Source organism: Acinetobacter sp. SH20PTE14 (assembly GCF_021391555.1).
GTDB lineage: Bacteria > Pseudomonadota > Gammaproteobacteria > Pseudomonadales > Moraxellaceae > Acinetobacter > Acinetobacter amyesii.
In genome coordinates, this window is the sequence record NZ_CP090067.1 from 477,645 (window position 1) to 502,872 (window position 25,228).

Genomic DNA, 25,228 nt, shown 5'->3' on the forward strand with positions numbered 1-25,228 from the left:
AGTTTGAATTGTGGTGTAGTATTTAGCGCAATTCATTTTTAAATATTCATAAGCTTATGTCTGAGAATCTACCTGCATTATCGCTGCGCTATTTTTTAAATCTAGAAGAATCACAGGATGGTTTTGCACTAGCTACTTTTGGCAAAAAGCAATTTACGCGTTTTTTAACGCCAGCCATTAGCCTTGGGATTATCATCTGGGGTTTTTACTTAGGTGTAGATGGTGTCGGTGCCTACTATGTTGGGCTGGGTGCTTTCTTTTTACTTCTTCAGGGTATCATGCGTTATTGGTTTTTACCGATGATGTTTAAACGTCAGTTTGTAAAATACCAATTAGGCAAAAGTGAACAAGGTATTGATTTATTTCAAGACTATGCAGAAATTTATGCCAATGGGCGTAAGAATGTCTTTCATTATGCTGAAGTGGCAAATTTTGCTGAAGGCAAATTGACCTATATGCTTGAGCTGAAAAATAAAACCGTGATTATTGTGCCGAAAAGTGCATTTAAAGATACTGCGGACCAAGCGATTTTTAGCAATACTTTTCAGCACTAAAACAATCTATTCATAACAAAAGAGGGAGTAGTATGCAGTCACGTCCATCTAAAATTGTTTGCGTCGGTCGTAGTTATGCAGATCATGCCAAAGAATTAGGCAATGCAATTCCTGACCGTCCTGTACTTTTTATGAAGCCGCCAAGTGCATTAACCGCATTAGACCAAGGCATCTCATGGAATCCTGCATGGGGCAGTTGCCACTATGAGTGCGAATTAAGTTTACGTATTGATCGTCCTTTATCGGCTGAAACTGATCCACGCAAAGCCTTAGAAGCAGTCGGAGCTGTGACTTTAGGGCTAGACCTGACCTTGCGTGATCTACAAGATGACTTAAAGAAAAAAGGTCAGCCGTGGGAACGTGCCAAAGCTTATGATGGTTCTTGTATCCTTGCGGATTGGGTCGATGTCCAAGAGGTGGTTCAAGATTGGAAAAATGTGCATTACACCTTGCATGTCAATGATGAACTGCGTCAGAACGGTGATACTGCATTGCTGATTTTTGATGTGGGTACTTTGTTGGCAGATATTAGCCAAGTGTTTAGTCTTGAAGCAGGTGATGTGGTCATGACCGGTACGCCTGCAGGTGTCGCGGCACTACAGTCAGGTGAGCAGTTGAAAATGACGCTGAAAGGAAAAAATCAGGATTATATCTGGACAACCTTTGTCAAATAATCTGTGGGCTAAATATAAATAAAAGGCTGCTTAATGCAGCCTTTTTTGATTGACCTATTCATGACTGCTTGGCGGTGGTTCATTGGGTTGTATAGGGCCTGTCTCTTTCCATGCTTCATAGGTCTCGGCCATATACTTTGAGTCGGTGTCTCCCAATGCACCTGCTTTGGCATACCATTGTCGCGCTTTTTCACCATCACGAATGTCATAATGATAATAATGTGCCATTTTCATCGCCGCGTCAGCATCTTGCCCTTGTTCTGCGGCATAGCTTAAATATTCAGCTGCTTTGTCGGGTGTTGACGAAGGATGTTCAGAAAAATAGTGTTGATTTCCCAAGACTTTGATCGCTTCGACATTCTTTTGTTTGGCTGCTTTTTCATACCAAATTTGCGCTTGGTGCTTATCTTGAATTAAGCCTTTTCCAGTGTCGTACATCCAACCAACGGTATATTCAGCAGCAGGATCATGAGTCTTTTTTGCAAGGTCTAGCACCCAGTGTGCAAGGAAAATATTGCCATCTTGCTGCATCTTTCGAATCACTTGATCTGCATGCGGGTTACCTTGATAAGCTTGGGTCATCAACCATGCGAATGCGTCCGTAGTGCCTTGATCCGAAGCAGCTTTGTACCAATGTACACTTTGTTCGATATTTTGTTCTGTGCCTGTTCCACTGAGGTATAAATCACCCACTTTCATTTGTGCGGTCGCATCACCACTTTGAGCTATTTTGAGCGCGGATTTAAATTCACGCTGTTCTTTGGAACTACAAGCCATTAAAAATACGGCAGATAAACACAGCGCTAAAATGGTTTTTTTATTCATTCGAAATGGAGTCTTTATCATTCTTCGTGGATTTTTTGATCTTAACGGATTGTTGAATCACTTTATAGAGACCCTTATAGCTAAATTTAAACACATTTAGGGCTTTAAAGCGGATTTCCTAAACTGATCTGGGGTGCAAAGCATCCATTTTTTAAACATATTTATAAACGCTGAGGCATTGGCATAGCCAAGTTCTAAGGCAATATTTTCGACGGTTTGGCCTGCGTTGAGCATGGACATGGCTTTCATGACTTTGAGACGTTGTCGCCATTCATGCAGGGACATCCCAAGTTCTTTTTGACAATAACGCGCTAGAGTACGTTCCGTCATATTTATCCGCTTTGCCAATTGCTCAAGCGCGCTCTGATCCGCAGGATGTTGATGTAAATAATCAAGCAGCTGTTTGAGGGCAGGGTGATCCGAATGCGGTAAATAACTACTGACTAGTTTGGCTTGATGCAGTTGATCTAAGATCACATGGAGTAAGCGTTGATATTCGGCCGTATTTTCCATGAGATCGGCTTGTTGATGCAACAGACGCAAATGGCTGAATATCGCTGTAACTAAAGGTGAGCTGAGTAAAATCCCCGGTTGTTTCGGTAAGTGAGTACATAGCGATTCATGTACATATAAGGTTCCATGTGAAACCGCTGTACGATTTAAACCACTATGTTCTAAATGTGGGGGAAGCCAGATGCCATAAGGCGGTGGGGTAATATAGTCAATCTGATTGATATTCACTTCCATTACGCCATTAAAGGCATAGACAAACTCGCCCCAAGCATGTCCATGAACGGGATAAACAGACAGTGCAGGATCGTCACGAAAACTGATCCACAGTGCTGCTTGAATTTCATCGTTGGTGGGAAGTTGTTGCAACTGCGTATGATCTGCACGAGCTTTATGACGCATGAGAAATTTTGCCTGAATAAGAAGATCACTTGTCTATTTTGAAGTATATATTTTATTTCTGACAGTTCTATAGTGTTGCTTATCGTATTGTCGAGTAAATAGTGTGGAACAGCATAAGGCGCTAGATGCAAAAGCTTCTGGTTTGATGATTATTTTGTGCATGATTTTAGGGATTCAACAGGTCATTTTGAAATTGGCCGCGGTTGATATTGCGCCGATCATGCAAATTGCCATCCGATCGGGTTTGGCTGCGCTGTTGGTCTTTCCACTGATTCGTCTTAAGCCGGGGACACATTTATATACTCGAGAATACTTGCTGCCGGGTATCTGGTTGGCGTTTTTATTTTCAGCCGAATTTATTTTAGTGGCAGAATCCCTGCGCTATACCTCTGCATCACATACCGTTGTCTTGCTCTATACCGCACCGATATTCGTGGCACTAGGTTTACATTGGAAGTTGCCTGAAGAAAAGCTTACAGCGATCCAATGGGTCGGTATTTTTATTGCCTTTTCAGGAATAGTACTGTCGTTTATGGGACGTGAAAGTAGTACTACAGTCAACACTCAAGCCCTGTTGGGTGATGCGATGGCATTACTTGCTGGGGTGATGTGGGCCTTAACCACTATTTCATTAAGACTCACCAAACTCTCTAATGCACCTCCGACTCAGACCTTGTTTTATCAGCTAGTTGGTGGTTGCGTGTTTTTATTACCCGTGGCGTGGCTGACAGGACAAATGACTGTACATTGGACGGTGTTGTCCATCAGCAGTATGATTTTTCATGTGCTCATTATTTCATTTTTTAGCCTGATGCTTTGGTTTTGGCTGTTAAGTAAATATCTGGCCAATGGTTTGGGCGTTTTTTCATTCCTTACTCCAATCTTTGGTCTAGTCTTTGGCGTATTGATCTTAAACGAAACGATTGAACTGAACTTTATTTTGGGAACGGCCTTAGTAATGGTTGGAGTGATGACGGTAACCTTGCATCGGTGGTTGTCTAAATTGATGGGACATCAGTGCACAGCGATCTAATATCATGTATAAATTAAAAGGGAGAACTGCAGTTCTCCCTTTTAATTTATACGGTTATTTTTCTTCAAAAATAGTCGCAAGCGGTATCGAGAGTTTGGCCGCAAGATAATCATCCGATTCGACCAATTGCGGCCCAATTTTTTCCATCCAAACATCATCTGGATCGACGCGACCTAAATCTTGCCGTTTAGGGAGCGGATAGGGCAGCTTACTGTAAAAACTCCAAAAGTCCACTTGGGTTAAATTACGAACTAAAACATAATGATCATCATCTGTACGTTTAATCAGGTGTTGCTCTTCAAACAATAAAATATAGCTTGGCAGGCGGCCGATTTCATCACGCCCTAAAACCTCAAGCGCTTCTTTTTCTGTCACGCTCTGACCGAGTTTTTGCTTTTTATAAAATAATTCAAGCAAATCCATCAACATAATAACAGGATGACGTTTTTGGTCGTTGCCCGAATTGAAAGCTGTCAGTGCATAACTAATTTCTACCCCAATCAGTACGATATTCCATGAAAGGAATATCCAAAGCAGGAAAATTGGCACTGCAGCAAAAGCACCGTAAACGATTTGATAACTGGTGAAATTTGACATGACAAAACCAAAGAGGTTTTTGAGTAATTCAAATACCACGGCACTAAAGACACCCGCGATCAGCGCCGCCTTAATCGGCACACTGCGGTTGGGAATCGTCCAATACAGAATGAAAAAACCTAAAATGGTCAATGAAAAAGACAAGATCCACAGCAGAAAAGCCCCATCCAGTTCATAGCCGGCAAAATTATTGCTGAGGACATTCATAGAGGCCAAGGTAGATGACACAACAAATGCGCTACCCAGTAAGATTGGGCCTAATGAGATAATAGTCCAATAGCGCATGAAGCCAATTATGCCGCCACGTGTCTCACGCACCCGCCAAATTCGGTTAAATACCGTCTCAATACTGGTCAGCATCATGACTGTGGTAATGAATAAAAACAGCACACCTATCACGGTCAAGTTACTGGATTTATCGGTGAATGCATTCAGTGCTTTATCAAAAGCAATTGTCGTTTTCGGTAGAAAATTACTATAAATCAATTGTTGAAGCTGTTGACGAGCAGGCTCTAAGGCATTGATTGATGAGATGATGACCAAAAATACGGTCAACATGGGTACCACTGCAAACAAGGTGGTATAGGTCAATGATCCTGCTTGTTCACGGCAGCGATCGGCTTCAAAACGTCGAATGACAAATAAAACAAACTGAAACCATTTCTTGTCGTAAAAGGGAAGTTTTTTTAAAAATGCTTCGATCATGCTTTCAAGTCTCGAGTTATTTTAGTCATGTTTATGCAATTTTCATCACTTAGCTTAACCAAAAAATAGGAAAAATACCGTATAGTTTTCTTTTTTCATTGAATTTATAAAAATGACGCAAGCTTATGTACTGGTGCTGTATTACAGCAAATATGGTTCAACACGTGAGATGGCACATTTGATTGCCAATGGAATTGAAGCTTCTGGGATGGCGGTAAAAATACGTACCGTTCCAAATTTATCCACCGTGGTGACTGACGTACAGCCCAGTATTCCTGCCGAAGGCGATATTTACTGTAGCTTAGATGACTTAGCGCATTGTTCAGGTTTAGCCCTTGGTTCACCGACACGTTTTGGCAATATGGCGTCGGAAATGAAATATTTCTGGGATCAAACCACAGCGCTTTGGCTCAATGGCGCATTGCATGGTAAACCTGCCTGTGTGTTTACCAGTTCAGGTTCAATGCATGGCGGACAGGAAAGTACTTTGCTGACCATGCTGCCGCCTTTGTTCCATCATGGAATGATGGTTATGGGTTTAAGTAATGCCCATCCTGCATTATCGAATACCAAAACGGGTGGTACGCCCTATGGTGCAAGCCATGTCAGTGGTCCGCGCCATGATCAGTCATTGAGTCAAGATGAGCGAAACTTATGTGAAGAGCAGGGTAAACGCCTAGGCGAAGTGGTCAAAAAGTTGATTTGATACTTACTTGTTCTAGGAAGTTACGCAGACTTTGTAGCGAACGAGCAAGAAAAGGTTTAAATATTGCACTTTTCTTGCTTTTTTACGTGTGATTTCTTTTATTTACGATATTGTATTTGCGCCCAAAAATATAAAAATAAATCTGTCGAACTATTCTTAAAATACCCAAAATAAGTGATATCAATAACATATTGAAAGTTTTTAAATACAGCCTGCTCAGTGATGGCCTTGAATCGATTTTTGCTGTCTTTTTGGGCGCGTTATTTTTATTTTTTGATTACATGATTTGTATTTAAATTTCTTCTTTGGGGTGTGTGATGTCTATTATTAATTTTCGAATGATTTTCCTGTGTTCCGTATTGGCTGCATCTTCCTTGTGTACGGCAATGCCAGTTTTGCACAGTATGGATTTCCCGCAAGAGAAAAAAGCTGAAGAAAAAGAATTTTTGGCGAAACAAGATCAAGTCAAAGCAGAATCAAAATCTTTAGCCGATGCTTCAAAATAGTCTATTAACCATGGTTTCGAATAGCATTTCAATAGACTAGAAATACATATTAGAAAAACAATAACCTATTAAAAAAGAGCGCTGATGCGCTCTTTTTTAATATCGAAATTAGTCTTGATCCGAAGTCTTTGCAGCGTCTTCAGGCTGTTGCTCAACTTCAAAGCGCTGTTTGCAATCTAAACATTGGTAGTCGAGAAAAATATTTTGATCGACGATCACGCCGGCTTTTTTACCAAAACGGTGTCCGAGAAAACCGCCTGTAATACCGACGCTAATTGCACCAACAAAAGTCCCGATGGTTCCGCCCATAATCACGCCAAGTGGGCCAGCAGTCACGCCACCAATCGCAGCACCAATAGATGCGCCAGATGCCGCACCACCGACAGTCCCTGCAGCAGTTCCTGCACCACTGAGTAAGACACCACCAATTTTTTGTAAGTTTTGTTCATGGTTACGCTTTTCAATATGGGTTGATCCACATTTTGGACATTTAACTGTCGTTTCCATGTTTTGATCTTCTGTATTCATAACTTTCCATAGCCTTAAAAAATAAAGTGGCCGAATTTATGGTGCAGCATAATGTAATTTGACAGATGAGTAGTTGACCCATTCGATCAAATGTGACGATTTTCCTGAATTTTATCGAGTTTTGCACACCGATGTTTTGTCTGCTTGTAACTAAGGCGTTAAAAAGTGCGCTTTATGTCACCTTAATGGCAAATTTTTAGCAAAAAAAAGAACACCTGATGTGTTCTTTTTTCTTTTGAACCCAAACTAGTCACGTACAAATTCAACTGTACCATTCGCCAGCGATTTCACACGTGCCAATGATTCAACGCGATAGCCTTTTTCAAGCAAAATATCACGACCAGGTTGGAATGATTTTTCAATCACGATACCGATACCCAATACTTCAGCACTTGCTTGATGAATAAGATCTGCAAGACCTAAAGCCGCTTGACCATTGGCCAAAAAGTCATCAATCACTAAAACTTTATCTTCAGCATTGATGTGCTTTTTAGAAATCGCGATCGTGCTTTCAGTTTGTTTTGTGAAAGAAAACACTTTTGAGCGATACAAATCATCTTTTAAGGTTAAAGATTGATATTTACGTGCAAAAATCACAGGAACACCAAGTTCAAGACCAGCCATTACCGCAGGTGCAATACCTGATGCTTCAATCGTAATGATTTTTGTGATGCCAGCATCTTTAAAAAGACGGGCAAATTCTTGACCAATTTGTTGCATCATCACAGGGTCAATTTGGTGGTTCAGGAAAGAATCGACTTTCAGAACTTCTTCAGAGAGAACGATACCTTCAGCTAAGATTTTCTGTTCCAGAGCGTGCACGGGAGAATCCTCGAGGGGGCAGGTGCTTTTTAAAGCAAAAGCGTATTTTAAAAAGCACCGTGAAAAATGCAAGCGAAATTGATCAAATCAATTAATTTGTTGCACCTTTATAGCCCGTTAACAATAAACCGTAAGAGGTTTTATTGTCTTGGTGGGAAACTTTGACAGGTAGGTAATCTAGTTTTGGTGCTAACCAGAAGGTGGTTTGACGGCCAGGTTTGTCATGGCGCATCACGACTTTCACGGTGTCAAAAGTCCCGTAAGTGGTTTTCACTTTTTCAGTGCCTTGTTTCACGAACTTACGAGCTTCAACCTCTTTGGCATCGGCAATGTAGTAATTCGATTTCAAACCACCATTTTTTAAATCTTCACGAATTTGCAATTCAGCATTGAGTTCATCTAACACACCTGATTTCCACGCAAATGAACGCGCTTTATCATCTTTTTTGGTATTAATGGTTTTTGCGCCAGCATTAAAATTAATATTCATGGTGTTGTTGTGCACCAAAATTTTGCTGCTGCGGCTAAAGCTGTTCGAGTGAATTTGGCTGCCATTTAAACTAAAACGACTGGTTTCAGTTGCAGAGGCCATCGCACCAGCTTTTGCTGCGAAAACATACGTCCAGTTATTCCCAGATTGTTTTAGTGTACGTGTTGCAGAACCCAAGTTTTTGCCGTTGTAATTAAACTGGTAGCTTGCTTGGAATGGACTCATGGCAAATGACTGACTTGAGAAACCAGTCAAAAGCAGTGTAGTCGATACCCCAGCAACAAGACCTAAATTTTTCAAAACTGAATGTGCCATAAGTATGGTTTTCCTATTCAATAGAAATGCGGTGGGCTAAACCACCTGATATGTTTATTATGCGGCTGGATTGTGGAGAATCACGTCACAAATCCGTGCCTAATGTATATATTGTGTAGCGTTTTTATAGGTTCAAGATGTCTAAGTACAGGATAAGTCTAGTTTTCCTTTTGCTTTATAGGCGTGACTTCATCGTCTTTTAAATTTGAGTCATCCCAGTCTTCTATCCGTTCTTGCGACATCTTGGTGAACAATGCGGTTAAATTAACATTACCAATCACCACCAATTCGGCCTCACGTAAAACAGCATGGTTGACATGGACTTTGCCCAGTGTGTCGATAATCGATCGACTTTTACCGAGCCAGCGATTCAGGTCTAAATACAGTAAATCATCTTTAACTTTGATCACATTGAGCTTTTCCAAAATCATACCCAATGGATCTTGGTTGAGTACTTTTTGATAGAACCATAACGCCATGCGCACGCCCATCTTATACAGAACATTTGGATACTTCGCTTCAATCACTTGTGTATCACTAATTTGTTCAAATACGATCAATTGCGTTTGTTTGTTGAGTTCCATCTGTACCAGTTTTAAATCAACAGAGAGTGTTATGATCAGCCCGTTATAATCCAATGTGGCATACAGTCGAAGCCAGTCATCATGCAGGTCAGCATGCAAGTCTTTGAGCATTTTCACATTATCGGTCACAAAGCGCTGAAATGTCGCATTTAAAAACACTTGAGACATTGGGAATTCACGCTCATCTTCAATAAATCCTTCAGCTTTTTGGTACACTTGGCGTATACGTTTAGCGATATTGGAAACTAGCGTTTGCATAAGAAGTGCATCCTGACAAATTATGTTTTTTAACGATGTTTATCTTGTCGATTTCTATAAAAACACAAGGTTTTGATCTTGCAGTTTAGCAAAATAAATTGCACCATTTTCATGATTTTAATTGTGCATTATCTATGTGTTGATGGATTTCTCGTTTTCATCAAAAAATGAATACGAGTTTTATTTTATACTGTTTTAAGCAGTTTGGGGAACGCGGCAAATTGTCGGTTTAATGTGATGCTGAAAAAAATAACGTTCATGCCCTTGATGAAAGAGTGGTGGAAAGATCCCATATTTGCAACTGCATTAGTGTTTGCTGCTGTGTTGCATTTGGCTTTTTTAACCATGCAATTTTCCATGCCCCAAGAGGCGGATTATAACACCAAAGAAATTGCAGTTTCTTTACGTTCTACGACGGAAAAAATTGAACATGCAGACTTTTTAGCACAAGCCGATCAGCAGGGCTCGGGGACATTCCGTGAGTCGCATCGTATGTCGAGTGACATGCCTGCACCGATGATCGAACAAAAAGCCGGTGAGCAAAAAAGTGAAGCTTTAGAACAACTGCAACAAAAGAAAGAACTCAGCTTTGAAGACAAAGTGTTGATGACAACCTTGAGTTGGCAAAAACAAGCGGAAGAAAACAGTCGTAAAAAAGCCGTTGAGGAGTTGAATAGTCAGTTTCAGGCCAAGGCTGCGATGGTGGCGAGTATTGAAGCTCAATATTTACAACGTCAGCAAAACTTTAGCCGTCAGCAAAAAATTAAAACCATTGATGGCATTCAAGCCAAGCAAGATGTTTCTGCTGCTTACATGGAAAAATTTCGCGAAAAAGTCGAATTTTACGGTAACCGTTATTATCCTGAAGCGGCAAAACAGCAACAGCTACGCGGTGAAGTACGTTTAATGGTTATTTTGAACAGTAATGGCGGGATTCGTGCCATTCGTTTGATCGAAAGTTCAGGTTCAAGCTTATTGGATGAAGCAGCAAAAACCTCTGTGCGTAAGGCGGCACCTTTTGGTTTGTTTGATGCCAAAATGAAAGACATCTCAGAACTTCGTATTGTGCGTACTTGGCGCTTTGATCCTGCAGAAGCAGAGTTTGAGGTGCGTTAATCAGTTGTGATTGCGTCGCAAAACTTCGCAGATTTCGACGCTAAAACTCGCATACCATTGGTTTTTCCCCAATTGCTGCGCGACCAGATGTTGTGCATCTTGTTGCCAAGCTCGAATGTCTTCTAATGTATTCCAGTAGGAAAGGGCGATTTCATGCTCACCCTCTGTCAGCGCTTCAAAATGTTGACAGTTAAAGTGTGTCAAGGCTTTGTCTCTAAGCTGCTGTGCAGTCGAAAAATACAGCTCATCAAGCGTACGAATGCGTGCTTTAAAAATCACGACATATTGCATATCTTTCCTTCCTTGTTTTTTATGACGATAAAAAAAGCGAGCCGGAGCTCGCTTTTTTGGTTCTTAATCTCTTTCCAGATAAGGGTTATCAAACCCTAATTTGGCTAAAATCTCGATCTCCAATGCTTCCATTTCTTCAGCATCTTCATCAGAGGTTTCATGGTCGTAACCCATGAGGTGCAACGTACCGTGTACCAGCATATGCGTAAAGTGGGTCAGGGGTGCTTTGCTTTGTTCTTGTGCTTCACGAAGAACCACAGGAATACAAATCACCAAGTCGCCAATCGGAAATGAGTCTAAAACTGCAGCCATTTCATCGGGGAGATCGCTCGGAAAAGACAACACATTAGTCGGTTTGTCTTTACCACGATATTCCAAGTTCAATTTGTGGCTTTCGTCATTGTCCACACATGCAATACCGATCTCACAATCACTTTGTGTATCGATATGACGTAAAGCCGTTTCCACGACTTTTTTGATATGCGCACGTTTCACCACCAATTCAGGTGACTGAAAATTTTGCTGCAAAGAGAGATTAAGTTTCAAAATGAATCCTTAAATGTTTTCGTCTTGATGCTGCCCATCAGCTTTAGCATCATTGTCCGCCACCAAGGCTTCCTGACGTGCTTTACGTTCCGCACGTTGTTCAGCTGTGAGGCGATGTTGTTCGCTGTCCCATCCCTCATAGGCTTCAACAATTTTTTGAACCAATTGATGACGTACCACGTCACGAGAGTGGAAGCGAGTAATATGAATTTCTTTAATTTTTTCAATCACACGTAAGGCATGTGCCAAACCAGATTGTTGACCACGAGGTAAATCGACCTGTGTAATGTCGCCCGTGATCACCGCTCGAGAACCAAAGCCTAAACGGGTGAGGAACATTTTCATCTGTTCAGGGGTAGTGTTCTGTGCTTCATCTAAAATCACAAAAGAATGATTTAAGGTACGACCACGCATGTAGGCGAGTGGTGCAACTTCAATCACTTGACGTTCAATCAGTTTTGCGACTTTTTCAAAACCCAGCATTTCATACAAAGCGTCGTAGAGAGGACGTAAGTAAGGGTCAATTTTTTGGCTCAAATCACCGGGTAAAAAACCCAGTTTTTCACCTGCTTCAACCGCAGGGCGAACCAATAAAATACGCTGAATTTCATTACGTTCTAGCATATCTACAGCAGCGGCGACCGCGAGATAAGTTTTACCTGTACCCGCTGGGCCGATACCAAATGAAATATCGCTTTGTAAAATACGCTGTACATAGCGTTTTTGATTGGCACCACGTGGATTGATCCGACCTTTACGGGTTTGTAGATAAACATTGTCTAAACCGGTATGCTCATTTTCAGAAAAATCTTCCTGAATTTCGCGGTCAGTCTGACTGCCTTGAATCATCATGTGTAAAATGTCCGCACTAATCTGTAGATTGGTTTCGGACTCTTCATAAAGACGGTGAAGGAGACTTTCGGCTCTCTCTACCGCATCGATTTCCCCATCGATAAAAAAAGCATCTGCACGATGAGAAATTTTGACATCTAAACGTTGTTCAATTTGTTTGAGATGACCGTTATAGGCACCGAGCATGCTTTGTAAACGGTCAAGTGGAATACCAGCAAAAGTTACAGTACGTCGAATCGCTGCAGTCAAGAGAATTCCTTTAAATTGGTCTGACGATTAAGCTTACATTACGCCACGTCAGGCTCAAGATTCAAGAGTTCACCGTAAACAAACTTCAAAGTTTTAATATCTGTCACTTCAATCTCTGCAAAACGCCCAACCCATGCAGGATCACCGATAAAGCTAACCAAACGTGTATTGTCTGCAGTACCAATCAGCAAGTTCGGATCTTTGTCTGAAACAGACTCAATCAAGACACGTTGAATGGTCCCTAGCATTGCATCAGTTTTATCGATACTGGATTGTTTAATCCATTGTTGAACTTTTGCAAGACGTTCTTTTTTCACATCTTCAGGGGTCGTGTCTTCAAGTTCTGAAGCAGGAGTACCCGGACGTTTTGAGTAGATGAAACTGTATGAATGATCGAAATCCATATCTTGGATAAATTGATAAGTTTCTTCGAAGTTTTCGTCAGTCTCACCCGGAAAGCCAATAATAAAGTCGCTAGATAAATGCATATCAGGGCGAACTTGACGTAATTTAGCAATTTTATCGATATATACATCAATCGTGTGGTTACGTTTCATGGCTTGTAGAACGTCATTCGAACCACTTTGAACTGGTAGATGCAAGTGAGAAACCATTTGCGGTAAGTCACGGTAGCATTGAATCAAGTCATCATTAAATTCAAGCGGGTGCGATGTGGTGTAACGAATACGTCCAATGCCCGGAATTTCGGCCACTAAACGTAATAAGTCTGCAAAGGTACAGATTTCCCCTTCAAAAGTTTCACCACGGTAGCCATTCACGTTTTGGCCGAGTAATGAAATTTCACGTACGCCTTTTTCAGCTAAAGTGGCAATTTCAGCCAATACGTCATCGAGTGGGCGAGAAACCTCTTCACCACGGGTATAAGGAACTACGCAGAATGAACAGTATTTAGAACAGCCTTCCATAATCGAGACAAAGGCTTTAAACCCTTCTACACGCGGTTCAGGTAAAAAGTCGAATTTTTCAATATCAGGGAATGAAATATCCACCAACTGAATTTTTTCTTTTTTGGGTTTGACCACTTGCTCAGTATGCTGATCAAGCATTTGTGGTAAACGGTGTAAGGTTTGCGGACCAAACACCATATCTACATACGGTGCGCGTTTTTGAATGTTGTCACCTTCCTGAGAAGCAACACAACCACCAACACCAATCACCAAGTCTGGATTTTTTTCTTTCAGTTTGCGCCAGCGACCTAACTCTGAAAATACTTTTTCTTGTGCTTTTTCACGAATAGAACAGGTATTCATCAGGAGAATATCCGCTTCTTTTGGATCGTTTGTCAGCACATAGCCGTGAGAATCACCTAAAAGGTCGCCCATACGTTGACTGTCATACTCATTCATCTGACACCCTTGCGTTTCGATGTACAGTTTTTTCACTGTTCCATCTTGAGCTGGGGTGTGCTGTGGCTGGGTAACAGTGTTATCTGGGGCAGCTTGGGCACTATTGGGGATGAAGGTTTGAACCGTCATGTAGGCTCCTAAAGGAATTTTATGAAAATCAATAACCATACGTGGCTGACAGACAATTCAATCAATTGAATTGTGCAGCTGCGGAGGTCAAAAAGGGGATTTTAAGAATGGGCAATATTTTAGCAGTAATTCACTAGAAACTTACAGCCTAAAATTACAACTCTGCCATATTGATTTATGAAGTAAAAATGTTTGAAAATTAATATTGGCTAATCATAAGGTTACATAACAGAACACAATGCAGAGTTTAGAATTATTAAACTAATTCCTAAACAAAGTTCGATGTGCTGTAACTGAGCAGAATGACATGAAAGAAGGCAAGTGGATGTTAAAACATAATTTTAAACAGAAAAATTACGCTAAATTACTTGCTTTGAGTGTCGGGCTCTCCGGAATTTCTGCGTTTGCCCAAGCCGCAGATGAGCAGTTTAACGATGCTTTACGTGCTGCGAATGCAGGCAATATTAGTTTATTACAACAATACCAATCATCCATGCAAAATGATGTTTTGGGCTATTATCCAGAATATTGGTTACTGAATAACAATTTGGCTTCACAACCTGCAAGTGCCATTATTAATTTTGCACAGCGCTATCCAAACTCGGCAATGGCAGAAAAATTAGCCGCAGATTATGTTGAAGAAAAAGTCAAACAAGCTGATTTCGCTACAGCACAGCCTGTCTTGCAATATGTGACTAATGCTGACCGTGCTGAAACATGTGCCATGGCTCAAGTCCGCGCAAAGTCGGGCGACCCTCTGGTTTACGCAGAATTTAAAGATGTATGGTTGACCACAAACTCACAACCTGATTCGTGTACGGGCTTGGGCCGTATGATGCTGTCGAGTCCTTTAATGACTCAAGATGACCGCCATCAACGGATGTGGGGACAGTTAAGAGCGGGTCAGTCAGGACAAGCGATTGCGACTGCGCAAACCATTGGCGTAAATATTAATTTGTCACAACTCAACACCATTCAAGCCAATCCACTGAATTATTTATGGTCTGCACCCAAAGCCACAGCTGAAGATCATGCATACCTGATTTATGCGATGGGTCGCTTGGCCGATAGCGACTTAAATGGTGCGATTTCTTCGGTGAAACGTGCAGCAGAAGGCACACCAGCCGATGTACAAAAAGCCCTATACCGTAGTGTCGGGTATATCGGTGGTACAACGGTAATGAAAAATAATTTCAACCGTGAAGTTCTAAATTATCTTGATTTGAGTTATGGACTGCCTTTTAGTGCAGAAGAAGCCGAGATTTATGCGCGACAAGCCATTCGTTTTGGCGCATGGGAAAGTGTCATTCGTGCAATTGATGCGATGAGCGTTTCGCAAAAGCAGGAAGACCGTTGGCAATATTGGTTAGCACGAGCATCTGAACAACGTGGCGATGCCTCATCTAAACATGCGGCAAAAGAAATTTATCGTAAGCTTGCCATTGGCGATGATTACCATAATTTGTTAGCACGTGACAAAATTGGTCAGTCTTATAACAATATTCCGTCAAATGTGCAGCCTTCGTCACAAGATGCGCAGCGTCTCAGTCAGGATATTCACTTCCGTCGTGCCTTTGCATTGCGCAATATTAATGCATCTGACAGCTATATTAACCGTGAATGGAACTGGGCAGTGCGTCAAGCCTACTTAAAGCATGATGATGGCATGATTCTTGCCGCAGCTAAACGTGCAACCGATATGGGGTGGTATGATCGGGCGATTTATGCAGCAGATCGAACCACTAAACAGCACAATTATGCTTTACGTTATGCTATGCCGCATCAAAATTACGTGGTGAGTCATAGTCGTAATGCAGGGATTGACCCAGCATGGGCTTATGGTTTGATGCGTCAAGAAAGTCGGTTTGTTACTAGCGCACGTTCACATGTCGGTGCTGGTGGTTTAATGCAAATTATGCCAGACACCGCAAAATTGGTGGCTCGTCAGATGGGGGAGAGTTATAACCCCGCTGCATTAACGGATATGAATACCAATATCCGTTATGGCACTTTCTATTTATCGATGATTCAACGTCAATTGAGTAATAGTCCAGTATTAGCGACTGCAGGCTACAATGCGGGTCCAAATCGTGCTCGACGCTGGCAGCCTGAGTATCAAGCGATTGCAGCGGACCAATATACGGAATCGATTCCATTAACGGAAACTCGAGACTATGTAAAACATGTGATGACCAATGCAACCCATTACGGCCTTTTATTGGGTCAGGGGCCGCAATCGATTGAAAAACGAATGCAAATGATTCCATTACGGAATGCGCAATAAGCATTGAAGCAACGCGCCTGTTTTGAGGCGCAATATGGGTAAATAATGAATGCCGAATTGAACATTAGACCTGTTTATCGAATACTGACATCACTGCTCATCGGCAGTGGTGCTGGCTTTGGTGTGTCTGTGCTTTCGGCAGCACCCGTGGTTAATGGCTATGTGATGGATGTGCAAATGGTGCCAGCTGTTTGCGCCTATGACCCTTTAAAAAGTAAAAAACGTAAATGTCTGGAAGGGTATTCACTCAATATCACGGGACTATATCCAGAAACTTCTACCCGTGATTGCACCACCAATAGTTCAGCTAAACTTTCTCCGTTGCAAGCCAAAGTGGTTGCACGGATTATGCCTGATGAAAATGCTCGTATGGCGCTTTGGCACACTACCGGCGGCTGTGTCCCAATGAATGCCAGCCAGTATTTCAGAACCATTATTAATCATGCAGATAAGCTAAAAATTCCAGATGAATTGACTAGCCAAGAAACCCAATCCATTCAAGCCAATGTCTTGCGTAATAAAATGTTGCGTATGAACAGTGGATTGGTATCCCAAAGTATTGAATTTAACTGTATGCAAACCCGTGGTGGCAGTTTACTGACCGAGATTAAAATTTGCTATAAAAACAATGGGCAGTATAAAAGTTGCCCTACGACTATTGTCGGAAATTGTCCTGCAACTTTCATAATTAAAGGTTCTTTCTAAGCTTTTTTCGGCATTTTATTTATATTTCCTATCATACTTTTGTTGAAAAGCATTCTCTTTTACATGCAAGCGTCAAAAGATTGGAGTACAATCTTTGCCGTTTATGATTATTAAGATTAGATAGAACAGCTATTTAATCATTATGACCTTCCTCAATTGGAGATAATTACATGAAGCAAGCAGTTCGTGTTGCCGTTACTGGCGCAGCTGGTCAAATCGGTTATAGCTTATTATTCCGTATCGCAAGCGGTGAAATGTTGGGTAAAGACCAACCAGTTATCCTTCAATTATTAGAAATTCCAGTTGAGAAAGCTCAACAAGCGCTTAAAGGCGTAATGATGGAACTTGATGACTGCGCATTCCCTCTTTTAGAAGGTATGATCGGTACTGATGATCCTAAAGTTGCATTCAAAGATGCTGACTACGCTCTTCTTGTAGGTTCACGTCCACGTGGTCCTGGTATGGAACGTGCTGACCTTCTTAAAGTAAACGGTGAAATCTTCATCGGTCAAGGCCAAGCACTTAACGAAGTTGCTAGCCGTGACGTTAAAGTTCTTGTTGTAGGTAACCCTGCAAATACTAACGCTTACATCGCAATGAAATCTGCTCCAGATCTTCCAGCGAAAAACTTCACAGCAATGTTACGTCTTGACCACAACCGTGCGTTAACTCAACTTGCTCAAAAAGCGGGTGTTGCAGTTTCTGACATCGAAAACATGACAGTTTGGGGTAACCACTCTCCAACAATGTATGCTGACTACCGTTTTGCAAATGTAAACGGCGAAAGCTTAAAAGACAAAATCAACGATGCTGCTTGGAACAAAGACGTATTCCTTCCAACTGTTGGTAAACGTGGTGCTGCGATCATCGAAGCGCGTGGTCTTTCTTCTGCTGCTTCTGCTGCAAACGCTGCAATCGACCATATGCGCGATTGGGCTCTTGGCACAAACGGCAAATGGGTAACTATGGGTATTCCTTCTGACGGTTCTTATGGTATTCCTGAAGGCGTAATGTTCGGTTTCCCTGTAACAACTGAAAACGGCGAATACAAAATCGTTCAAGGTCTTGAAATCGACGAATTCAGCCGTGAACGTATCAACGTCACTCTAAACGAGCTTGAAGAAGAACGTGCAGCAGTTGCTGACATGGTTAAATAATTTAATTTTTTAAATTAAATTATAAAAAAAAGCACTCCATTTGGGGTGCTTTTTTATGGCCTGCGAAAAATACCAAGCTTAAGTTTTGAACAAAAAATAACACGTTGAGATGCTGTTGCAACTGACAAAGTCAAATAAACAGATAACTATAAAGATAGGAGAAATGTTATTGGCTTGAGGAGAACGGCAATGTTTGATCAACAACCGACGTTGGAACTATTTTTTGAACAATTGGGGTTGGATGCAACTCCGGAAGGCATCGATCAATTTATCGAAACGCATCAAATCACCATGGATGTTCCATTGCATGAAGCGCCATTTTGGACGAAGTCACAGCGTGACTTTATTATCAGTCATTGGAAAAAAGATGATGACTGGGCCATGGTGGTCGATATTTTAAATGAACAATTGCATACAGAACATAAGCTTTCCGGATCATGCAAAATCTAAATACAATTTGAAACAACAAACCTAGTTTTAACGCTAGGTTTTTTTATCGGCATCATATAAGTTAATTAAATAATAAATGACAGATTAGTTGATAAGGAGGGCGAGATGCTCAATCAAAATAAACCATCCTTAGCTTTATTGTTTTCTCAATTGGGGTTAGCCAGCAGTCCAGCTGCGATCGAGTTATACGTGCGTACGCATCAGCTTGCTGCAAGTGAAAATTTACATGATGCGCCGTTTTGGAATAAAGCGCAGCGTGATTTTCTAATCAGTCATTTAGTACAAGATGATGATTGGGCTATTTGGATTGATGAGCTGAATCAACAGTTGCATATGGATGCATATAAGCTGCAGCCAGCATAGATTTCATTTCTCCACAAATAAAAAAACACCTCCTCGGAGGTGTTTTTTTATTTAGTGCAATTTGCTTTGGCGTAATTCTGAAAACCAGTCTTCTTGGCGATAAGGATTAAATGCAGGATGCTCAAGTAAAGTGGTCAGTTTGAATTCTTGAGATTTGCAGTATTTATTTAACCAGTGGCGGGTTAACGCAGGTTCCTGTTTTACCGCAGAGGCATAGGCCAAGTAGAAGTAAATGTCGCCATGTTCAGCTTTTGACATCGGTTTCATAATCTGCTGGGTAATCAAGGCATAGCGCTGCTCTTGGGTGATTTCAAAAAATACCATATAGGCTTTGGCTAAATGTACAGACAAATTGATGTATAGCTCAATCGGCATTTCTTCAAATTCAATCCGGCTTTGCTCAAGTAGAACAATGGCTTCTTGCAGAAAATACACTTGTTCTTGATGGTTCTTACTTAAATTAACCAATTGCAGGCGTAAGTCTGCGCGCTCAAGAGCAAGTTCAGGGCTGTTGCCTTGTAGAAATAATTGATCGGTTTCGCCAATACGCTGAATAATTTTATGACTGTTTTGACGCATCGGGTACATCCTCATCTATGCATGACTCATATATGAGGATAGTTTAAGGGATTTAAAGGAGGAATCTCGAATTACCACATCGAGTTGTCATTACGTAGCCAAGCCGTAATCGATAAACGTTGATGTTTAGCTTCGAGTACCTCGTGTAATAGGTCACTTTGGAATAACGCAATGCGATTCGGTTTAGGTTCTAAAATATGCCAAACATCATTCTTATCTTGTAAGCGCAATTCACCGCCCCAGTCGGCTTGCCAATATTCATGCAAATAATAAACCGCTGAAATGACACGTCCATTTTTGCCTTGAGGATTATCTTTGTGTAGTGCATAAAACTCACCTGCGTTATAACAAGCAAAATGTGCTTCGATTTCGTGAATGTTAGAAAAAAATGCGCGATTAAATTGTTCTGATAAATGTTCTAAGGCTTGAACGTGTTCTTGTGCGACATCTAATGTGTCGTTAATCCATAAAATATGATCACTTCTAATTTTACTGATGACTCCATTTTGTACGGCTGCATCCCTAAATTTATTTAAATTTGACATACATTCTTCAACAAGTGCATGTATATATTCAGCAGGATAAGCGTCATCAATAATGCTAAACCCGTGTTGATCTAAATCATCGAGGATTTGATCAACCGGCCAAGACTTTGGGAGAAAGGCTGTTTCCATATACGATCCATAAAGTTGTGGAAAAAAAGGTGACGTATTCTAGAGCAAGAATAGCATCGGAATGAAACTATTTTTCATGCTAAAATGTCCGTTGATATTAGGAATTAAAGAAACATGAATTACCGTCACCATTTCCATGCAGGCAACTTTGCCGACGTGATGAAGCACGTTTTGCTGCTTCAGTTATTAAGTCGACTGAATGCAAAAGATAAACCTTATCGCTATGTAGATACACATGGTGGTGCAGGTAAATATGATCTTTCGACCTCTGAAGCACAGAAATCAGGTGAGTTTTTAAATGGTATTCATCGTTTAGTTAAGCTCGATGATTCAATTAAACGCAATGCGCCTGAAGGTGTTCAACAATATTTAAAAGTTGTTGAAAAAATGCGTGAAAACTTTGGTAAAGGCGCTTATCCAGGTTCTCCGTGGTTCGCACTTGAAGGCATGCGTGAAACTGATAAGGCAACGATTTTTGAAATGCAGCGCGATGTATTCCAACAATTGCGCCACAATATTTTTGATAAACGTGCAGGCTTGCATGAGCGTGATGCTTACGAAGGTTTACTGGGTGTAATTCCACCAAAAGAAAAACGTGGTTTGGTCATGATTGACCCACCTTACGAATTAGAACGTAAAGATTTTCCACAGCTTGTAGAATTGTTGGTAGCTGCTTATAAAAAATGGCCGACAGGCGTTTTTGCGGTATGGTATCCAATTAAAGACCGCGCGATGATTGAACGTTTTGAAAAGAAAATGTACAAAACTGGTATTCGTCGTCAGTTGGTTTGCGAAATTTGTGTGTGGCCTGATGACACTCCAGTTGGTTTGAATGGTTGTGGTTTATTGGTGATTAACCCACCTTGGAAATTCTCTGAAGATGCGGACGAAGCATTACAATGGTTGTTCCCACATCTTCGTATGAATGAAAATGGTGGTCATGCAGCCGTACGTTGGTTGGTTGGCGAATAATTTTAAACTTGAAAAAGAAAGGTCACAGTTAGGATCGAACAATGACAAATACAAATAAACCTGAGCGGGAAATTTCTTCAAAGGATGAAAATGCATTTGATGGCATTACATTTGAAGTTGAAGAAGAGGAGCATACCCATGAAGGGCATAAAGTGAAACGTCGTGGGATCTATCTGTGGCCAAACTTGATTACAACTGCAGCGTTGTTATCCGGCTTTTATTCAATAATTGCCAGTATGAATGGTGAGTTTCAACAAGCCATTTATGCCATTTTCCTTGCAGCATTATTTGATGGTTTGGATGGACGTGTCGCACGTGCTATCGGCGCACAAAGTCCTTTTGGTGAACAGTTTGACTCGTTGTCGGACTTGCTAGCATTTGGTGTTGCACCTGCCATTTTAATGTATAGCTGGAGTCTAAATGACTTAGGCCGTATTGGCCTGGCAGCATGTTTTGTTTACACAGCATGTGCAGCCTTCCGTTTGGCACGTTTTAACGTACAAATTGGGGTTGTCGATAAACGTTATTTTATTGGTGTTGCAAGTCCACTCGCAGCCGTTATGATTATTTCATTGGTATGGGTAGGTATGGATATCCCTGCGGTCTTCGACTTACGCGAAACAGGTATTCAGATTTTTAATGCGGTAGTGATTATTGCAGTGGGTCTATTGATGATCTCAAATGTAAAATACTATTCATTTAAAACTGTGGATCGTCGCCGTGTTCCATTTGCGGTGTTGCCAATCATAGTCTTCATTTTAGCTGCTGTAACGTATAATATTCCAATGGGTATTTTAATTATTTCAGTAATTTATGCATTGTCTGGCTTTGTCACAACCTTAATGGCAAAAAAGGCTGAAGCATGAGATAAAACATGAAATAAAAATGAAAAGGAGCTTGATATGCAGATATTTCAAGATTTCTTGGATCAATCAAGACGATTGAATCAAGCTCCAGATTTACAACATAAAAAAATAAATTTACATGCGCCGAATACGCCTTATCCTTCAGTCCATTATGGACTTTGTCTACCGAATCTTCCTGCGCCCTTACATTATCTTAACTTTATGAGTTGGCTTGGGCAGCCTCAGATTCCCGCTTTTCAAAATCCTGCGTCCATTCAACAAGACGAACTCAATACAGCCACAGTATTGACCAGTGTGAGCGGTCATATGGTTGGGCAATTACAATCATATTCCATCAAAGACGACTGTAGTCTGAGTGATACCGTCTTTAAATTTAGAGATAAAGAGCAGATTGGTTGGGATGGAGCGGTATTTCAAATCCATCGAGAAGATACTGAACTCAGTTTATATTTGTCCGTGCAAACTACCGATATTTCTTCGTGTTTAATTAAGTTGAGATTAGGTCTTGCTGAATATTGGTCGGTGATGTGCCAATGTGAAGGGCAAATCAAATTTCAGGGCCAGATGTATGATGTAAATCAGTTGGCGGTTTTGTCTTATGCACAAATACGCAAGTTTCCATATTTACCATTAGCGTTTTATACCCACCAGGTAATCAACCTCAGCCGACAGCGTCAAATCATCTTTATGCAAACGCGAGACCGTTATAACAATATTTTGAGTTCACGTTTATATCTAAGAGATTTAAATCAGCAGCAAGTGTTCATGGCGGATCAAGGCGTGTTCTTTAAAGTCATGCGCGTTTATCCTGTGGTTAAAACACCGAATTTGCAAAAAATGTATTTGCCACGTGAATTTGAATGGATTTACCAAAATGACAAAATGAAAATACATGTACAAGCGCAGAGTCGTGGAGATTTTAAATTTGGACTAGGGGCGGGCTATGCAGGAAGCTTTAACTATCAAATCAAAATCAACGACGAAATCGAGTGTGGAGAGGGTGGCTACTGTGAATATGTAGATTGTCGAGCTTTAAAATGGCAAGAAAAGAATGAAAAAGATAAATTAACGGACAAATATGGAAATATTGTCCCTTTTATGCTCAAAAAATAGTAAAAAAAACTTAATTTAGTAGAATAAATAAACAAACGTAATGAAAAATTAAAAATAAATGGAAAAGGGTGTTGCGTTGGATCAGAAATGCTGTAGAATGCACATCCATCGGCGGTGATGAAGATTAAAACTTCTGATAAAACAATGACTTGGTTGAATTGATTAAGTTGGGTTTTAGAAAGAAAGTTTAAAAATAATTTGAATTACTGGTTGACTCTTTAGAAATAAAGAGTAATATAGCCGACCTAGCTTGTTGGTGACGAACCAACAAGAAGATCATTAAGAGATTATGAAGAACAACTTGTGTGGATTTTTACTGATTGATCGATCGAAATTATTTTCATTGATTGATGGTAGAAATTACTCGAAGTTTATTTGAGCAAATTTTTGTCAGTAATTGATGAGCCAAGATTGGTACACTATATGTACTATTGATTTTAAACTGAAGAGTTTGATCATGGCTCAGATTGAACGCTGGCGGCAGGCTTAACACATGCAAGTCGAGCGGGAATAGGTAGCTTGCTACCGATTTCTAGCGGCGGACGGGTGAGTAATGCTTAGGAATCTGCCTATTAGTGGGGGACAACATTTCGAAAGGGATGCTAATACCGCATACGTCCTACGGGAGAAAGCAGGGGATCTTCGGACCTTGCGCTAATAGATGAGCCTAAGTCGGATTAGCTAGTTGGTGGGGTAAAGGCCTACCAAGGCGACGATCTGTAGCGGGTCTGAGAGGATGATCCGCCACACTGGGACTGAGACACGGCCCAGACTCCTACGGGAGGCAGCAGTGGGGAATATTGGACAATGGGGGGAACCCTGATCCAGCCATGCCGCGTGTGTGAAGAAGGCCTTTTGGTTGTAAAGCACTTTAAGCGAGGAGGAGGCTACTTTGGTTAATACCCAGAGATAGTGGACGTTACTCGCAGAATAAGCACCGGCTAACTCTGTGCCAGCAGCCGCGGTAATACAGAGGGTGCGAGCGTTAATCGGATTTACTGGGCGTAAAGCGTGCGTAGGCGGCTTTTTAAGTCGGATGTGAAATCCCCGAGCTTAACTTGGGAATTGCATTCGATACTGGGAAGCTAGAGTATGGGAGAGGATGGTAGAATTCCAGGTGTAGCGGTGAAATGCGTAGAGATCTGGAGGAATACCGATGGCGAAGGCAGCCATCTGGCCTAATACTGACGCTGAGGCACGAAAGCATGGGGAGCAAACAGGATTAGATACCCTGGTAGTCCATGCCGTAAACGATGTCTACTAGCCGTTGGGGCCTTTGAGGCTTTAGTGGCGCAGCTAACGCGATAAGTAGACCGCCTGGGGAGTACGGTCGCAAGACTAAAACTCAAATGAATTGACGGGGGCCCGCACAAGCGGTGGAGCATGTGGTTTAATTCGATGCAACGCGAAGAACCTTACCTGGTCTTGACATAGTAAGAACTTTCCAGAGATGGATTGGTGCCTTCGGGAACTTACATACAGGTGCTGCATGGCTGTCGTCAGCTCGTGTCGTGAGATGTTGGGTTAAGTCCCGCAACGAGCGCAACCCTTTTCCTTATTTGCCAGCGGGTTAAGCCGGGAACTTTAAGGATACTGCCAGTGACAAACTGGAGGAAGGCGGGGACGACGTCAAGTCATCATGGCCCTTACGACCAGGGCTACACACGTGCTACAATGGTCGGTACAAAGGGTTGCTACTCCGCGAGGAGATGCTAATCTCAAAAAGCCGATCGTAGTCCGGATTGGAGTCTGCAACTCGACTCCATGAAGTCGGAATCGCTAGTAATCGCGGATCAGAATGCCGCGGTGAATACGTTCCCGGGCCTTGTACACACCGCCCGTCACACCATGGGAGTTTGTTGCACCAGAAGTAGGTAGTCTAACCGTAAGGAGGACGCTTACCACGGTGTGGCCGATGACTGGGGTGAAGTCGTAACAAGGTAGCCGTAGGGGAACCTGCGGCTGGATCACCTCCTTAACGAAAGATTGACGATTGGTAAGAATCC

At 41.5% G+C, this 25,228-nt stretch carries 27 protein-coding genes and 1 rRNA gene; 15 read left to right on the forward strand and 13 right to left on the reverse strand.

The genetic code is table 11. From position 1 onward, the window contains the following. Positions 1-56 precede the first annotated feature (56 nt). Together LXF01_RS02360 and LXF01_RS02365 are read left to right on the forward strand one after the other, a co-directional pair. A complete protein-coding gene (locus LXF01_RS02360) occupies positions 57-554 on the forward strand; it encodes a YcxB family protein (RefSeq protein WP_233944977.1) in 498 nt (165 codons plus the stop codon). Positions 555-562: 8 nt separating this feature from the next. Then, positions 563-1,228: a fumarylacetoacetate hydrolase family protein gene (locus LXF01_RS02365; protein ID WP_267967533.1), complete on the forward strand. Its 666-nt coding sequence runs from the start codon at positions 563-565 to the stop codon at positions 1,226-1,228. 54 nt (positions 1,229-1,282) lie between these two features. Here the strand turns inward: LXF01_RS02365 and LXF01_RS02370 are convergent, their stop codons facing one another. Both LXF01_RS02370 and LXF01_RS02375 read right to left on the reverse strand, forming a co-directional pair. Then, a complete protein-coding gene (locus tag LXF01_RS02370) occupies positions 1,283-2,053 on the reverse strand; it encodes a tetratricopeptide repeat protein (protein WP_180103021.1) in 771 nt (256 codons plus the stop codon). Positions 2,054-2,149: 96 nt separating this feature from the next. Continuing rightward, a complete protein-coding gene (locus LXF01_RS02375) occupies positions 2,150-2,965 on the reverse strand; it encodes an AraC family transcriptional regulator (RefSeq protein ID WP_111885935.1) in 816 nt (271 codons plus the stop codon). Positions 2,966-3,068: 103 nt separating this feature from the next. Here LXF01_RS02375 and LXF01_RS02380 point away from each other — a divergent pair, with 103 nt between their 5' ends. Then, positions 3,069-3,998 carry a DMT family transporter gene (locus LXF01_RS02380; RefSeq protein WP_180103022.1) on the forward strand — a complete coding sequence of 310 codons (930 nt, stop codon included), beginning with the start codon at positions 3,069-3,071 and terminating at the stop codon, positions 3,996-3,998. Positions 3,999-4,052: 54 nt separating this feature from the next. On the opposite strand, the gene LXF01_RS02385 is transcribed toward LXF01_RS02380, so the two are convergent. After that, on the reverse strand, positions 4,053-5,300 hold the full coding sequence (locus tag LXF01_RS02385; RefSeq protein WP_180173263.1) for a YihY family inner membrane protein: 1,248 nt from the start codon (positions 5,298-5,300) through the stop codon (positions 4,053-4,055). 112 nt (positions 5,301-5,412) lie between these two features. On the opposite strand from LXF01_RS02385, the gene wrbA reads away from it, so the two are divergent. Further along, positions 5,413-6,006 carry an NAD(P)H:quinone oxidoreductase gene (gene wrbA / locus LXF01_RS02390; RefSeq protein WP_078192437.1) on the forward strand — a complete coding sequence of 198 codons (594 nt, stop codon included), beginning with the start codon at positions 5,413-5,415 and terminating at the stop codon, positions 6,004-6,006. A gap of 317 nt (positions 6,007-6,323) precedes the next feature. Further along, entirely contained in the window at positions 6,324-6,512 is a 189-nt protein-coding gene (locus LXF01_RS02395) for a hypothetical protein (protein WP_180103024.1), read from the forward strand. A 108-nt stretch (positions 6,513-6,620) separates the two neighbouring features. Here the strand turns inward: LXF01_RS02395 and LXF01_RS02400 are convergent, their stop codons facing one another. The 4 genes from LXF01_RS02400 to LXF01_RS02415 all read right to left on the reverse strand — a co-directional run bounded on the left by LXF01_RS02400 (position 6,621) and on the right by LXF01_RS02415 (position 9,509). Continuing rightward, positions 6,621-7,019, reverse strand: a complete 399-nt coding sequence (locus LXF01_RS02400) for a hypothetical protein (RefSeq protein ID WP_180049320.1) — start codon at positions 7,017-7,019, stop codon at positions 6,621-6,623. Positions 7,020-7,286: 267 nt separating this feature from the next. Continuing rightward, entirely contained in the window at positions 7,287-7,862 is a 576-nt protein-coding gene (locus LXF01_RS02405) for a xanthine phosphoribosyltransferase (RefSeq protein ID WP_078189246.1), read from the reverse strand. Between the two features lie 91 nt (positions 7,863-7,953). After that, complete coding sequence (locus LXF01_RS02410) at positions 7,954-8,667, reverse strand: DUF3108 domain-containing protein (RefSeq protein ID WP_180010540.1); 714 nt, start codon at positions 8,665-8,667, stop codon at positions 7,954-7,956. Positions 8,668-8,825: 158 nt separating this feature from the next. After that, on the reverse strand, positions 8,826-9,509 hold the full coding sequence (locus LXF01_RS02415; RefSeq protein WP_180103025.1) for a hypothetical protein: 684 nt from the start codon (positions 9,507-9,509) through the stop codon (positions 8,826-8,828). Positions 9,510-9,767: 258 nt separating this feature from the next. Here LXF01_RS02415 and LXF01_RS02420 point away from each other — a divergent pair, with 258 nt between their 5' ends. After that, entirely contained in the window at positions 9,768-10,625 is an 858-nt protein-coding gene (locus LXF01_RS02420) for an energy transducer TonB (RefSeq protein ID WP_218948631.1), read from the forward strand. Here LXF01_RS02420 and LXF01_RS02425 read toward each other — a convergent pair whose 3' ends face one another. From LXF01_RS02425 to miaB, 4 genes are all read right to left on the reverse strand, one after another. Continuing rightward, on the reverse strand, positions 10,626-10,916 hold the full coding sequence (locus LXF01_RS02425; RefSeq protein WP_111885943.1) for an antibiotic biosynthesis monooxygenase family protein: 291 nt from the start codon (positions 10,914-10,916) through the stop codon (positions 10,626-10,628). Between the two features lie 63 nt (positions 10,917-10,979). Next, positions 10,980-11,462 carry an rRNA maturation RNase YbeY gene (ybeY, locus tag LXF01_RS02430; protein WP_078192431.1) on the reverse strand — a complete coding sequence of 161 codons (483 nt, stop codon included), beginning with the start codon at positions 11,460-11,462 and terminating at the stop codon, positions 10,980-10,982. A gap of 9 nt (positions 11,463-11,471) precedes the next feature. Beyond that, positions 11,472-12,563, reverse strand: a complete 1,092-nt coding sequence (locus LXF01_RS02435) for a PhoH family protein (protein WP_180103026.1) — start codon at positions 12,561-12,563, stop codon at positions 11,472-11,474. Between the two features lie 38 nt (positions 12,564-12,601). Further along, positions 12,602-14,059 carry a tRNA (N6-isopentenyl adenosine(37)-C2)-methylthiotransferase MiaB gene (gene miaB, locus LXF01_RS02440; protein WP_180103027.1) on the reverse strand — a complete coding sequence of 486 codons (1,458 nt, stop codon included), beginning with the start codon at positions 14,057-14,059 and terminating at the stop codon, positions 12,602-12,604. A 307-nt stretch (positions 14,060-14,366) separates the two neighbouring features. Here miaB and LXF01_RS02445 point away from each other — a divergent pair, with 307 nt between their 5' ends. The 5 genes from LXF01_RS02445 to LXF01_RS02465 all read left to right on the forward strand — a co-directional run bounded on the left by LXF01_RS02445 (position 14,367) and on the right by LXF01_RS02465 (position 19,018). Continuing rightward, positions 14,367-16,343 (forward strand): lytic transglycosylase domain-containing protein, encoded by a 1,977-nt coding sequence (locus LXF01_RS02445; protein WP_180103028.1) that lies wholly within the window; start codon positions 14,367-14,369, stop codon positions 16,341-16,343. 45 nt (positions 16,344-16,388) lie between these two features. Continuing rightward, positions 16,389-17,048 (forward strand): ribonuclease T2 family protein, encoded by a 660-nt coding sequence (locus LXF01_RS02450; protein ID WP_233944978.1) that lies wholly within the window; start codon positions 16,389-16,391, stop codon positions 17,046-17,048. A 170-nt stretch (positions 17,049-17,218) separates the two neighbouring features. Further along, positions 17,219-18,205 carry a malate dehydrogenase gene (locus LXF01_RS02455; protein WP_180008396.1) on the forward strand — a complete coding sequence of 329 codons (987 nt, stop codon included), beginning with the start codon at positions 17,219-17,221 and terminating at the stop codon, positions 18,203-18,205. Positions 18,206-18,394: 189 nt separating this feature from the next. Next, positions 18,395-18,655, forward strand: a complete 261-nt coding sequence (locus LXF01_RS02460; protein WP_180103030.1) for a DUF2789 family protein — start codon at positions 18,395-18,397, stop codon at positions 18,653-18,655. A gap of 105 nt (positions 18,656-18,760) precedes the next feature. Next, positions 18,761-19,018 (forward strand): DUF2789 family protein, encoded by a 258-nt coding sequence (locus tag LXF01_RS02465; protein ID WP_078189234.1) that lies wholly within the window; start codon positions 18,761-18,763, stop codon positions 19,016-19,018. 51 nt (positions 19,019-19,069) lie between these two features. On the opposite strand, the gene LXF01_RS02470 is transcribed toward LXF01_RS02465, so the two are convergent. Together LXF01_RS02470 and LXF01_RS02475 are read right to left on the reverse strand one after the other, a co-directional pair. Next, positions 19,070-19,597, reverse strand: a complete 528-nt coding sequence (locus tag LXF01_RS02470) for a hypothetical protein (protein WP_180103031.1) — start codon at positions 19,595-19,597, stop codon at positions 19,070-19,072. Positions 19,598-19,668: 71 nt separating this feature from the next. After that, on the reverse strand, positions 19,669-20,271 hold the full coding sequence (locus tag LXF01_RS02475) for a 2OG-Fe(II) oxygenase (RefSeq protein WP_180103032.1): 603 nt from the start codon (positions 20,269-20,271) through the stop codon (positions 19,669-19,671). A gap of 114 nt (positions 20,272-20,385) precedes the next feature. On the opposite strand from LXF01_RS02475, the gene LXF01_RS02480 reads away from it, so the two are divergent. From LXF01_RS02480 to LXF01_RS02495, 4 genes are all read left to right on the forward strand, one after another. Then, on the forward strand, positions 20,386-21,243 hold the full coding sequence (locus LXF01_RS02480) for a 23S rRNA (adenine(2030)-N(6))-methyltransferase RlmJ (protein ID WP_078189232.1): 858 nt from the start codon (positions 20,386-20,388) through the stop codon (positions 21,241-21,243). 41 nt (positions 21,244-21,284) lie between these two features. Further along, the gene (gene pssA, locus LXF01_RS02485; RefSeq protein WP_078192422.1) at positions 21,285-22,109 is read left to right on the forward strand and encodes a CDP-diacylglycerol--serine O-phosphatidyltransferase; all 825 of its coding nucleotides are present in this window, start codon (positions 21,285-21,287) and stop codon (positions 22,107-22,109) included. A gap of 36 nt (positions 22,110-22,145) precedes the next feature. Beyond that, a complete protein-coding gene (locus tag LXF01_RS02490) occupies positions 22,146-23,222 on the forward strand; it encodes a DUF6670 family protein (protein WP_180103033.1) in 1,077 nt (358 codons plus the stop codon). Positions 23,223-23,661: 439 nt separating this feature from the next. Beyond that, positions 23,662-25,200: ribosomal RNA gene (locus LXF01_RS02495) — 16S ribosomal RNA — on the forward strand. Positions 25,201-25,228: the final 28 nt, after the last annotated feature.